Origin of the sequence: Enteractinococcus helveticum, from assembly GCF_020742345.1 — a bacterium.
GTDB lineage: Bacteria > Actinomycetota > Actinomycetes > Actinomycetales > Micrococcaceae > Yaniella > Yaniella helvetica_A.
Window position 1 is genome coordinate 1 of sequence record NZ_DYXC01000103.1, and the last position, 12,430, is coordinate 12,430.

Here is a 12,430-nt window from a genome sequence, read left to right on the forward strand (position 1 = left end):
CATTAACTGCGGAGTCAATAATCGCAATTGCGTTGCCCACGCGGTTGACGATGCCCGCAACACCAGCTTGGCGTTTTCAAAACTTTCGACCTTGGCGTTCTGCGCAATCTGCTCACCCACAACAGACGACCAGTCCGCTAGCACCGAGCCCACCGCAACCGGTTCTTTCCACCCGCGCTGGGCAATGAACTTGGAAAACACGTCCCCCAGCGGCTGTGGGCCGGCTGTCTGCACCGGTTGGTTATACTCAGTGCGCTTTTTCTTCCGACGTCGGTGGTGCTGACCGGCCATCCCCGGGCGAAATCCAGCCTCGGCAGCCGCCTGCCGCACCCGCTGCAGCGCCGCAGCTGCCGCATCAATCTGGTCCTGTACTTCTTCGTGTTCCGGGTCAGTCATGCTCGCCCTCATCAAGGAAGCGTGATCCTTCGGCGTCTTCGAACTGGTTGGCTTCCAGCAGTTTCAGCGTTTCAAGATCCGTCAGGTGTTCCCCCGGCGAGGAAATGCCGTCGCGCATTTGCACGGGTATGTGGGTTGCGTGGAGGCCTTCTGGAATATCGGCGGTCACCGCCGCGGTGATGATCAGTTGTTCGGCGTCGCGGGTCATGTCCACTAACCGGCTGCGTCGGGCAGCGTCTAGTTCGGCAAAGACGTCGTCGAGAATCAGCACCGGTTTACCCCGTGGGTCCGGATCGTCTTCGACTAATACCCGATAGGCGGCCAGCCGTAGGGCCAGTGCGAGCGACCAGGTTTCGCCGTGCGAGGCAAAGCCCTTGGCCAGCGCGGGACCTAATGTGATAACCAGATCATCACGATGGGGGCCGACCAGTGTGACGCCGCGGTCGCGTTCCGAGCGGTAGGAGTTTTCTAATTCGTCCAAGATCGCTTGATAGAGCTGGGATTCATCGGGCACTTCGGCGTGCTGCCCGGTGGCCAGTTGCACGGTGGACTGGTAGGCAAATCCGGCGGGCTTATTGCCATTGGAAAGTTCCGCATAGGCCTTTGACGTCGGTGCGGCGAGCAGGCGCAGGGCGTGCAATCGACCGTTAATGAGCCGGGCGGCAGCACGTGAGAGATGCTCATTCCACACGGCTAAAGTGGTTTCGTGTTCCTCGGTCCAGGTTCCGGAGTTGCGCCCGGATTTTAATAATGCGTTGCGTTGGCGTAAGACTCGATCAAAGTCGCGTCGGGCATCACCCAGTGCTGGACGCATCTGGACGATGAGGTCATCCATGAAGCGGCGTCGAATATCGGGTTGGCCTACGACCAGTTCGATGTCTTCAGGGGCAAAGAGTACGGCTTTGAAAATGCCGTAGGCTTGGCGTGCCGGTTGGGGTGCACCGCGGTTGATGGCCACCCGGTTGGATTTACCGGGGTTGATCTCGTATTCAATAGAGATAGCTTGTTCACCGCGGTGGATGCGTCCGCGAGTTAGTGCCTGGGTTGCTCCGATGCGTACCAGGGGGTGGTCATTGGAGACGCGATGTGAGTGCTGAACCGCAAGATAGTTGATGGCCTCAGCGATATTGGTTTTCCCGACCCCGTTGGCACCAATCAGGATATTGGGGCCGGGTTTGAACTCAAGCTCGGCCTGTTCGTATGAACGATAGTTGGTCAGCGACAGATGGGAAAGGTACACGTTAGTTTGGAATGCGGATCGGCATGACCAAGTACCGGTAGTCCTCATTCTGCGGGCCTTCAAGTTCTTTTTTACCCGTCAGCAGGGCCGGTTTTGGTGCGCTGGTGAATGCGAAACGAGTGTAGGCACCACCAATGACATTTAGTCCGTCCGAAAGGTAAGAGGGGTTGAAAGCGACGGTAATGTCTTCGCCGTCTAACTGGACCGGCACGGATTCCGTTGCCGAGGCATCGTCGCCTTGGCCTGCTGATAGTGAGACTTCACCGTCGGTAAAGGACATCAGCAAAGAAGTGTTGCGCTCTGCAACCAAGGCGACACGTTTGACTGCTTCAACGAGCTGCGCGGTGTCAACGGTTGCATAAATATTTGATTCATTCGGGAAGAGGGAACGAATTTTTGGATAATCACCATCAACCAGCAAGCTGGTGGTGCGGCGGCCGCCTGAGGAGAAACCGACGAGTTCTGCAGAATCTTCCTCGGCAGACAGCCGGAATTCGATTTCGCCACCGCCACCTAGTGAACGGGCAACTTCTGTCAGGGTACGGGCCTTGACTAGTACCGAAGTAGAAATCGATGGATCATGTGGCGTCCAGGTGATTTCTTTCATGGCCAGACGATAGCGGTCAGTAGCTAAGAAGGTGATGGTGTCACCTTCGATTTCAATTTTGACGGCGGTCAAAATTGGCAGAGTGTCATCTTTGGAAGCTGCAGCAGTGACCTGTGAGACGGCTTCAGCAAATACTGAACCGTTAATCGTGCCGGCAACTTCTGGCATGGCCGGAAGGGCAGGATATTCCTCAACTGGCATGGTCGCCAAGGTAAAAGTGGAATTCTGACAGGTCACAATGACCCGAGATTCAGCCAATTCGATTGTTACTGGAGCATTCGGTAACGATTTGACGATATCGCTGAGCATGCGGCCTTCAACAAGGATCTGGCCTTCGGTTTCAATGTGGGCTTCAACGTCGAGTTGCGCTGAGGTTTCGTAGTCGAAACTTGCGATTGAGACGAGATTGTCTTCAGCAGTAATGAGTAGACCACGTAGCACTGGAACGGGTGGTCGAGGTGACAGAGAACGTGCGGTCCAAGTGACAGCGTCAGTTAGAACATCCCGTCCGATTGTGAACTTCACGAAGAGTCTGCCTTCCCTTTGAGTGTTTGCGACACAGTTTGCTGATGACAATACGTTGGCACCTGAATTTATAGAGGTGCGGTAGTTAGCTTAGCGCGGTTTGAGGATGGGTGCGACATAAGTGGAGTCATTGGGGGTATTTCGGGAAAAGTGAAAAACCTCTATTTCGTAAAATCTTCAGCTCATCGTTATTTAAAGGTGTTTAAAGGAATAGTGGTGTTAGTAGGTGGTGTGGATACTGTGGAAAACCTTGTGCATCCGCACCCCTATAACGTTTTCGCTGTGGACGACTCAGTGCACGGTTCTCGATTTGCGTGTGGGCAACTTGTGCACGACCCAATGTCTTACATCGTTGTAATTCCACCGATTAATAGAGTTATCCGCAACCCTAATCCACTTATCCCTTAAGAATCCACAGGTTTATCCACAAGGTGGATAATGGAGTTAAACCTTCGTGTGGATAAGTCTGTGGATACCTGTGGATTATCGTGGAGTGCGATTGAGGAAAAATCGTTACTTGAGCACGTAGTAGCCGAATAGGGGTACTAGGGGTATGTGGATTAGCTTTCAACCTTAACTTGAAGGCAACCAGGTTTAACCGCGGGTTAAATTTTTATTTTTTTATCCAACAACAAATGCGTAATATTTTTAGATATTTCTTGCCCGCTGCTTAATTTTGTTGGTCAGCTCGGTGACTTGGTTGTAAATCGCATGTCGTTCGCTCATCAGATCCCGGATTTTCCGGTCAGCGTGCATCACTGTGGTGTGATCGCGTCCACCGAACTCGGCACCAATACGCGGTAACGACATCTCTGTGAGTTCGCGCAACAGATACATTGCGATTTGGCGCGCAGTGACTAGCGTGCGGGTCCGAGACTTCGATTGCAGATCAGCTATAGAGAAACCGAAATAGTTTGCGGTCTCATCCAGAATCAGATCCGAGGTAATTTCTTGAGCATCGTCGTCGGTAATCAGGTCCTTGAGTATGTATTGGGCCTGGTCAAGGTTAATAGGCTCATTATTCAGTGAAGCATAGGCGGTTACTCGGGTCAGGGCACCTTCGAGCTCGCGAATATTGGTGTCGATGCGCGAGGCAATGTATTCCAATGCATCTGCGGGAACTGAGATTCCTTCTGCATCGGCTTTTTTCGCCAGAATTGCGATGCGCGTTTCTAGATCAGGCGGCTGAATGTCGGTGGTCAGACCCCATTCGAAGCGAGAACGGAGACGTTCTTCAAACCCGGACAGCTGCTTCGGTGGTAAATCCGATGTAATGACGACTTGCTTGTTGTTGTTGTACAGCGCGTTGAAAGTATGGAAAAACTCTTCAACAGTGGCTTCTTTATTAGCCATGAACTGGATGTCATCAATCAACAGAATATCGACGTTGCGATAGATCTGCTTAAAGGATGCACCCTCATCGTGACGAATCGAGTTAATGAAGTCATTGGTGAACTCTTCAGAGTTGACGTAGCGCACGCGCAGACCTGGGAAGAGCTCTTGGGCGTAATGCCCGATCGCGTGCAATAAGTGAGTTTTGCCCAGCCCGGATTCTCCATAAATAAAGAGCGGGTTGTAGGACTTAGCCGGAGATTCGGCCACGGCATACGCTGCGGCATGTGCGAATCGGTTGGAGGAGCCGGTAATGAAGTTGTCAAAATGATAGTGCTCATTGAGACGCGATCGTTCGCCTGAACTTGGTGAAATATTTTGCTGCAGTCCACCATTGGGCGCGGCAGCTGGATTAGTTCTTGAGGAAAATAGCTCATCCAGAAGGGGTTCTTCGGACTGTGATTTCTCAATCCGACCCTGAGCGGCATCGGAGATATTCACAACATTGTCCACAGGGTCGTGGCTGGTTGTGGATTGCGGTGGAGAAGTTGGAATCTCTGGCGTGGATGCGTGCATATTTGTATCGATGGAATACGCACAGTTGATGTCGGTGCCAAAGACTTTCGTAAGTGCTTGGGCGAGATTGTCTTGCAGCTGGGTTTCCAGGATGTCCCGCGTCATCTCATTTGGGACGGCCAACAGCAGGGTATTTGCAATGAGCCCTTGTGGTCGAGCAAGATCTAAAAAGCCCATTTGACTTGGGCCGATGTCGCCAGAAGCGCGTACAGTATCAACAACTCGTTTCCATGAGTTGATGATCGATTCACTGACACTCATCTTTAAAACTCCACCTCATCGGTCCCGCACTGATTCTGAGTTCCTCTCGTCATCACCGCACTATTTATAGGTCGCCCACTGGCTACACACTTCGGACTGCTTCCGCGAATTGGCGCAGTTCCCAAAAAGAGCCATCCCCAACCCTAGCCTTAATTTCCACAGGCAGAAGGTGGTTATGCACAGCTTATACACAGTAAGTGTATTCGGGTAATCGATTGCAATGGCTGATTTGACCAAAGCGGCTGCTGTTCTTAGACTTGTTGAGTCTTACCCGGGGCGAAGCGTGCCCTTTTTGTGGTTGCGACCGGGTAGACATGAACAGATAATGAACGAATATCGCCGAAGGTTTTGGGCAAACGCAGTTTGAAACGTACTTCCCAAGCACGCTTCTGCGTTTGAATGAGTGTGGAGAATAACAGTGACTAAGCGGACTTTTCAGCCGAATAACCGCCGCCGTGCCCGTAAGCATGGTTTCCGTTCCCGTATGCGCACCCGCGCTGGTCGTGCAGTTCTTTCAGCACGCCGCTCCAAGGGCCGCGCACGTCTGAGCGCCTAAAGAAGCTCGGTGCCGGTGGCCCAGGAGCATGATTGAGTGCTACCGCAACACCAGCGAATACGCACTGCAGCACAATTTTCTGATACACAACGTTCCGGTTCCCGTTTCGGCAATCGGAACGTTGTCGTATCTGCAAATATTCGAACCGATGCAGCACAAGCCCCACGTGCGGGCTTCATTGTTTCTAAAGCTGTAGGCAACGCAGTGACTCGAAACAGAGTCAAGCGCCGTTTGCGTGCCATTGTCGCCGAAGTCTTTGATCGCGACCTTGGGGTAGATCTTTCCGAGAATTCCATTGATCTGGTAGTCAGAGCTTTACCAGCTTCGGCTCATCTGGATTTCGAAGACCTGCGGGAGTCGACCCTTCACGCGGTTCACGGGGCACTCAGAAAGTTTAAGCATCGTGGTCAGTAACGATAAGCAGTCGCAATCCCCCATTGGAACACAACCTTCTCCGTTCATCGTCAAAGATGGTGCAAAGCAATGGGGATTCTTCCGTGCGCTGCCATCCACCCTGGTCGCTTGGCTCCTGCGGGCTTATCGAAAGATCATTTCCCCTACCTATGGGGATGTCTGTAAGTTCTTTCCGACCTGTTCTGCCTACGGCCTAGAAGCGGTTTATACGCACGGTGCCATTAAGGGTAGCCTTATGGCAGGACTACGTGTGCTGCGATGTCATCCTTGGCAAGATGGTGGCATAGATCCGGTTTCCCCAGGAAGTCGGATCTGGCCGGATGGCAAGCAACCATTGATCATTGAACTGAATCACCCGGTGATTCCACCGGACGACGACGCCACCGAAGAGGAATAAATAAGACTATGGGATTTTTTGACACGATTCTTCTCCCCTTCACATGGGCGGTCTCGTGGGTACTGAGCATGTTCCACACGGTGCTCGGTGCTCTCGGCATGGACTCCGATTCCGGTTGGACTTGGACGTTAGCGCTTGTGCTGTTGGTCGTGCTTATCCGTACGTTGTTGATCCCGGTGTTTGTCAAACAAATCAAATCGCAACGTGCCATGCAAGAGTTGCAGCCTGAGATTAAAAAGCTGCAAGAGAAATATAAAAATAAAAAAGATCAGCTCTCCCGTCAAGCAATGGCGATGGAGCAGCAACAACTTTTCAAAGACCGAGGGACCAGTCCGTTCGCAGCGTGTCTGCCCATGTTGGTCCAGATGCCTTTCTTCTTCGCGCTTTATCGCGTATTGGTTTCAGCCTCTGGTGCTGCCCAAGATAATGAGTCGATTGGTGCACTGTCGGCAGATGAGGTCCACTCATTCTCCAACTCGACCTTTGCTGGCGCGCAGATGTCTGACATTTTGGGTGATCATGTTGGCGAAAACTTTGACCTCAACGTGGTTATTGTCGCCGTCATTCTCATCATCTTGATGGTGACATCCATGTTCTACATGCAGAAGTCCCTGATGGGTAAGAATATGTCCGAGGCCGCTCAGACCGGCCAGTTCGCTCAGACCCAAAAAATTATGCTCTATGCCCTGCCCGCAGTGTTTGCGATCGGTGGTTTTAACTTCCCAATTGGCGTGTTGATCTATTGGACGGCGACGAACTTCTGGGCTGTGGGACAACAGCTGTTTATTATCCGTCGCAACCCGACTCCTGGTTCGATTGCCGAACGTGAACTCAATGAACGACGTGCTGCCAAAGGCCTGCCTCCTGTCGGTAAAGCCGCCAAAGAAGCTGAAGAGCGTGCTGCCGCAAAACAGCAAAAACCCAAGGGCCAGCGCCAGCAACCTGTGAGAAAACCGAGGAAGAAACGATGAACGAAGAACACACCAACACAACTGAAGACGTGACCGATGAAGAAGAACTAGAAGTCACGGATATCGAAGCAGAAGGCGATTACGCCGCCGACTACATCGAGGAACTTCTCGACATCGCTGACCTCGATGGTGATATCGATATCGAGGTACGCAATAACCGGACGTACCTCTCTGTTCTGGCCCCAGAAGACGATGAGGATATCCAAGGTCTGGTTGGCAAAAACGGTAAGACTCTGGAAGCACTGCAAGAGCTCACTCGCCTTGCTGTTCTGTCTTCAACCGGTCAACGTTCACGCTTAATCCTCGACATTGCTGGCCACCGGGTGCAGCGTGCTGACTCACTGCGCGAGCTGGCTCGTGAAGCGATCGCCAAGGTCGAATCCGACGGCGGTCAAGAACACTTGAAACCCATGAGCCCATATGAACGGAAGATCGTCCACGACGTTGTGGCTGAAGCCGGCCTTTACTCCGAATCTGAAGGCGAAGGTCCACGCCGTCACGTTGTGATTAGTGCCGGAGAATAGTCTTGTCTGAGAACCAACCTATACCTGTGACTGACCCTGCCGAAGCGCAGCTAGCTCGCCAGGAAGCCTGGATCGTGGATGCTGCTGAAGTGATCTATGGTGATCGCACAGACGTCGCTGAACGCTTTGTCGAGCATTTGGTCACCACGGGCATAGAGTGGGGGCTGCTGGGTCCACGCGAGATCCCGAAAATGTGGGATCGTCACGTACTGAATTGTGCCGTCGTTCAAGAGCTGATCCCCGGCGGCGCCGTGATTGCCGATGTAGGCTCTGGAGCAGGCCTTCCCGGCCTTGCATTGGCCATTGCCCGACCAGATGTGCAGTTCGTGCTGATCGAGCCGCTAGAGCGTCGGGTGGACTGGTTGGATATGGTTATCGAAGACCTTGGGCTCGACAATGTTGACGTTATCCGAGCTCGTTCCGAGCAAGTATTCGATACAGTAGATGTGGATATCGTGACAGCGCGTGCCGTGTCTGCAATGAAATCCCTGGTGCCCATGACCGTGCCGTTACTGCATGGTCAAGGAGAACTGTTAGCCATTAAGGGCAAAAGTGCTGCAGCAGAGATTGAAAAAGCAGATAAGGTTCTACGGAAGTTCAAGACAAAGAAATCTGAAGTCCTTACAGTAGGAGAAGAACTCTTAGAAGTTCCCACTACTGTAGCGCGACTGACGTATGGCTCGTAACCAGCACGTGCAATATACTTCAAATTTAAAGTAATGGAGGCTGGCTTGGTCGATCAGGATAACCTTTCACATGGCCTAGAAGAAGCATCTTCTAGCGTGGCTTCAACGCCTCTTGCTCGACAATTGGAGTCTGAAAATCGACGTCGCGAAAGGCTCAAGACCAAGCGCATGCCCAAACCAGATAAGACGCGTATCATCACTATCTCCAACCAAAAAGGCGGAGTAGGAAAAACCACCACCACGGTGAACCTATCGACGGCAATGGCACGTGCCGGTATGAATGTCCTGGTAATTGATATCGACCCCCAGGGCAATGCGTCCACAGCGTTGAATATCCCCCACCCGCAGGGTACCCCTTCGATTTACAATGTCTTGATCGAGGACTGGGAGCTCAAAGATGTCATCTATGAGAATCCAGAGACCGATAACCTATATGTTGCGCCATCTACTATTGACCTTGCCGGCGCAGAAATTGAGTTAGTCTCCTTAGTTGCTCGTGAACAACGACTAACACGCGCTCTCAAGCGGTACTTTGAGTATCGTGATGCGAATAATATGCCACGCATCGATTACATCTTCATTGACTGTCCACCGAGCTTAGGATTGCTCACCGTTAACGCGTTCGTAGCGGCCAACGAGGTTCTGATCCCGATTCAGACTGAGTACTATGCTCTTGAAGGACTTTCCCAGCTGGTCAAGAATATCGATATGATTCAGCAGCATCTGAACTCCGAGCTGCACGTCTCGACTATTCTTTTGACGATGTTTGACTCACGTACGAATCTTGCTTCACAAGTGGCAGAAGAAGTCCGTGACTTCTTCCCGGATCAGGTTTTACAATCCGTCATTCCACGCAACGTCCGGATTTCCGAAGCTCCTTCTTATCAGCAAAGCGTATTGACCTACGACCCTACTTCAACAGGTGCGCTGAGCTATCGTGAAGCAGCGATGGAAATTGCTGAACGCGGAGCAAGCAAGTAAACGTCCTATCCTTCTTCAACATCAATCCGAGCTTGAGCATCCCTTATTGAGGCAGTGCGCCTTTTAATAATCAGGTCTTAATAGGTTTGTTTCACGTGAAACACCTCTATTGGTAAGTACGCGCTGATCCATCTGCCTGAGGAGCGTTCTCTATTCACCGGGGAGCAACTATTAGTTGATGCGCTACTTTGGTCGCGATTGATGGTGGAGAGATTTTCATCGAACTGTACCTGGATTGCTGGCTCAACTTGAGAATGTCTCACTTTCATTTTCTCTGTCGCTAGGACGTGAGGCTAAACAGCACTCCCTCCCCCGGCAAGTCGTGCTTCGATAGCTTCCCACTCAGCAATACATCTCGGTGTTTCACAGAAAATCAACGGTGTCGATTACACCATTCGTGGCTATGAGTTTTCGTCGGTGTTCGATGTCCCTGTAGGAACATCTCAGCACCTGCAAGTTTTATACAACTTAGATTTCACATGTATGCCCACACTGAGTGCCAGTATTTTTTACACCACTTCGTATTCGCATAGTCTTAGGTTCGCGTTGCATGTTGTGGAAAGCCTCTATGGGGAAGCTCAGAATTCTTCATCCTGCTCAAGTTGGAGGTCAGTGTGCTGTTTGGCATTGATATAGCATCGCGCTGTTACAAGGAGCTCGACAGACGTGACACTGTCCGTGCCATAAATTGCGTCGTTGAGCTGGCTCGTTCACACACGACCTTGCCTGGATTGATTGTATTGAAACCAGGCATTGCGAAAACTGGCATCAGAACATTGAATCCTTCTTTCGTTTATGATTGATGATTCGTGACGACATTAGTGCGTGTTTAGGGAAAGGAACTATTGTTATGTAGTGGTCTGTGTGAATTTAGTTGCTCCAACACTTCGAATTCAACCTTCCTGACGATTCGTAGTCATGCTCTACACATGTTGGATGTTCAATGGAATTTGATCAAGGCTTCTCGTTGGCCGCATTGATGTACCCGCCGACGATAATTCACCAAGGATCTCCCGCTTACTAGTTCGTCCAAATCGGTCGGCCATTCTATAGCTTCATTCTTGGTCAATCTTTCAGGCCTGTGGTCCGCGTTAGCTCAGGGAGATTATGGTTAGCGTGAGCTAGTTGTGCAGGGATTGCACTCTTCTAATATTCAGAACGATATTTCAGCTAAGCATCTTGACTGCCGAACATACAGCTCATGTGTCTCGAGAAAGTCTTCGCACACACCTAAGTTGTTTCACGTGAAACGCTCTTTCGATGAGACGCACTTTTGTTGGCGCTGGATGATCTCGCAGACCTCTCCGCTGCTGGACACGATTGTGCTAATCAGCTAGATACAGAGTTTTCATTATTTGACTCTGCGCTAATCATTTAATCAAGCTCTAGCCGGGCGCAGTCCATGTGAGTCCGTGGATTCTTTTAGTGTGACTGGTATGTGATATTTTCGAGCTGATGGGCATCAATGTTTGACTGTCGATCATGTTATCGTATGCCGAATAAGTACTTCGTTGGGAGCGGATCCTGCTTCGCTGGTAGATTGCAAGCACTTGCTGCATATTCCATTCGCGATTTAGCGAGACTCCTCAGCGTTTCATGTGAAACACTAAGCATTGAAAGTGTCCGACTAGATCGGTCTACGGCAATTGCTTGTTGGTGGCGATTGTGTGGTAAACATTTTTATCAATTGCTTGAAGCAATAGTTCTATTGCCGGAACCTGGGGCACGAAGTGACAACGTCAACAGACTAGCTGACTGCGTTGTGGAGTCGCGGTTGAGGTTCCATCGCTTGAGAGTGGCGAATCGTCGGCGTTGCTGACACAATATCCATCATTTCCTGTCAGGCCGCTAGATGTTTCACGAGAAACACACTGTTGATAAGTCTCCAGCAGTTTTCCATGGAACGGAGACTCTTCTTCACGTTATCCTCAACCCTCACTGCACAAAAATGGCGGGCCTGCTCCAATCTGCAGTGATACGAGTTCTGGTGCATTTCAGCCTAGCTAGTTTCACATGAAACATAGGGCCCGGATGCTTTGCGCGCTGCGAAATTTATCCCTTGTCTGTGCGAAGGTAGGGTGGTAAGGCTGCGCAATACGTGTCGAGTACACAGACTAAGCGATTTACAGCCTGGCGGCAATTCCAACATGTCGTCTGCGACAGTAAAGAATCCCTGATGATGGTACTGGTCGTTAGATTGCTAACTTGAGGTATAACAGTTAACAGATTAATGACCACCAGCAGTTGAAGGAATTGCGCTTACTAAAACTACGCATAACGGTGTACTCAGAGGCTGCCACATGATCCAGCCGTTCCTGATACGTTTCACGTAAAACGCATCAATGCAGTTCGACCTAGTCTGGGAATTGACGGAAACCACTACCCTAGTTGGCATAGCTTACGTGTGTTGTAAAAAAGGGCACACATCCTAGGATTGACGTGGAACGCAGCAGAGGGGTAGTAACCGAAAAATCTGACGTGGCGACAGAAAGTGTGTAATCCGGTGGCATAAACAGAGTGTGTTTCACGTGAAACAACAGAGAGATGCGGGAATCACCGCTACACTTATCATTGTTCGTGAAAGTGTGTAAGGGGACGGGAGGAGCTACATGACACAACAACCGAAGAAGAGCCGTCGAGGATTAGGGCGCGGTCTGGGTGCGTTGATACAAGACACATCGGTGCCTGAAGGAGACGATGCAGCAGAAGATAATGTAGCGGAAGAGACTACGTCAGAATCTCATGGGTCGTTGACAGGAGCGGCTAGAGCAGCAAATGATGAGGCAAAAGAGGATGTCGGTTCCCGATACTTAGACTCAACGAAATCACGGGACAAGCGTCGTCCTTCTGATCTGTTCTTTGGGAATGGCCCCACTTCAAGTCGTCAAGCGGCACAAAAGAAGGCAAGCCGCGCGGCAATGCCGAATCCAATTCTTGAGAGGTCTAAAGATTCAAGTGCTCATG

11 protein-coding genes and 1 pseudogene are annotated in these 12,430 nt (G+C 51.0%); 8 read left to right on the forward strand and 4 right to left on the reverse strand.

The features are described from left to right. From K8V32_RS09500 to dnaA, 4 genes are all read right to left on the reverse strand, one after another. A partial coding sequence (locus K8V32_RS09500; protein ID WP_303906374.1) for a DciA family protein occupies positions 1 to 396 on the reverse strand: 396 nt, incomplete at its 3' end. Continuing rightward, the gene (gene recF / locus K8V32_RS09505; protein WP_303906376.1) at positions 389 to 1,636 is read right to left on the reverse strand and encodes a DNA replication/repair protein RecF; all 1,248 of its coding nucleotides are present in this window, start codon (positions 1,634 to 1,636) and stop codon (positions 389 to 391) included. The genes K8V32_RS09500 and recF, both read right to left, overlap by 8 nt. Position 1,637: 1 nt before the next feature. Then, complete coding sequence (gene dnaN, locus K8V32_RS09510) at positions 1,638 to 2,768, reverse strand: DNA polymerase III subunit beta (RefSeq protein WP_303906378.1); 1,131 nt, start codon at positions 2,766 to 2,768, stop codon at positions 1,638 to 1,640. A gap of 648 nt (positions 2,769 to 3,416) precedes the next feature. Further along, complete coding sequence (gene dnaA, locus K8V32_RS09515) at positions 3,417 to 4,937, reverse strand: chromosomal replication initiator protein DnaA (RefSeq protein ID WP_303906381.1); 1,521 nt, start codon at positions 4,935 to 4,937, stop codon at positions 3,417 to 3,419. Positions 4,938 to 5,355: 418 nt separating this feature from the next. Here dnaA and rpmH point away from each other — a divergent pair, with 418 nt between their 5' ends. The 8 genes and pseudogenes from rpmH to K8V32_RS09555 form a co-directional block, all read left to right on the forward strand. Further along, on the forward strand, positions 5,356 to 5,493 hold the full coding sequence (gene rpmH, locus K8V32_RS09520) for a 50S ribosomal protein L34 (RefSeq protein ID WP_303906384.1): 138 nt from the start codon (positions 5,356 to 5,358) through the stop codon (positions 5,491 to 5,493). A gap of 36 nt (positions 5,494 to 5,529) precedes the next feature. Next, positions 5,530 to 5,907, forward strand: coding sequence for a ribonuclease P protein component (gene rnpA / locus K8V32_RS09525; protein ID WP_303906387.1), 378 nt, complete (start codon positions 5,530 to 5,532; stop codon positions 5,905 to 5,907). Continuing rightward, the gene (gene yidD, locus K8V32_RS09530) at positions 5,897 to 6,304 is read left to right on the forward strand and encodes a membrane protein insertion efficiency factor YidD (RefSeq protein WP_303906390.1); all 408 of its coding nucleotides are present in this window, start codon (positions 5,897 to 5,899) and stop codon (positions 6,302 to 6,304) included. Before rnpA ends, yidD begins: the two co-directional genes overlap by 11 nt. Before the next feature lie 8 nt (positions 6,305 to 6,312). Beyond that, positions 6,313 to 7,275, forward strand: coding sequence for a membrane protein insertase YidC (gene yidC, locus K8V32_RS09535; protein ID WP_303906393.1), 963 nt, complete (start codon positions 6,313 to 6,315; stop codon positions 7,273 to 7,275). Beyond that, positions 7,272 to 7,799 (forward strand): Jag family protein, encoded by a 528-nt coding sequence (locus tag K8V32_RS09540; protein WP_303906396.1) that lies wholly within the window; start codon positions 7,272 to 7,274, stop codon positions 7,797 to 7,799. The genes yidC and K8V32_RS09540 overlap by 4 nt, the downstream gene beginning before the upstream one ends. A gap of 26 nt (positions 7,800 to 7,825) precedes the next feature. Then, complete coding sequence (gene rsmG, locus K8V32_RS09545) at positions 7,826 to 8,485, forward strand: 16S rRNA (guanine(527)-N(7))-methyltransferase RsmG (protein ID WP_303906399.1); 660 nt, start codon at positions 7,826 to 7,828, stop codon at positions 8,483 to 8,485. 45 nt (positions 8,486 to 8,530) lie between these two features. Next, entirely contained in the window at positions 8,531 to 9,466 is a 936-nt protein-coding gene (locus tag K8V32_RS09550; RefSeq protein ID WP_303906402.1) for a ParA family protein, read from the forward strand. 2,609 nt (positions 9,467 to 12,075) lie between these two features. Further along, a pseudogene (locus K8V32_RS09555) lies at positions 12,076 to 12,430 on the forward strand (hypothetical protein); the annotation flags it as partial.

Bases quoted from the DNA above. Each gene is read 5' to 3' on its own strand.
- dnaA (WP_303906381.1), bottom strand. From the start codon at position 4,937: ATGAGTGTCAGTGAATCGATCATCAACTCATGGAAACGAGTTGTTGAT.
- yidC (WP_303906393.1), top strand. From the start codon at position 6,313: ATGGGATTTTTTGACACGATTCTTCTCCCCTTCACATGGGCGGTCTCG.
- K8V32_RS09540 (WP_303906396.1), top strand. From the start codon at position 7,272: ATGAACGAAGAACACACCAACACAACTGAAGACGTGACCGATGAAGAA.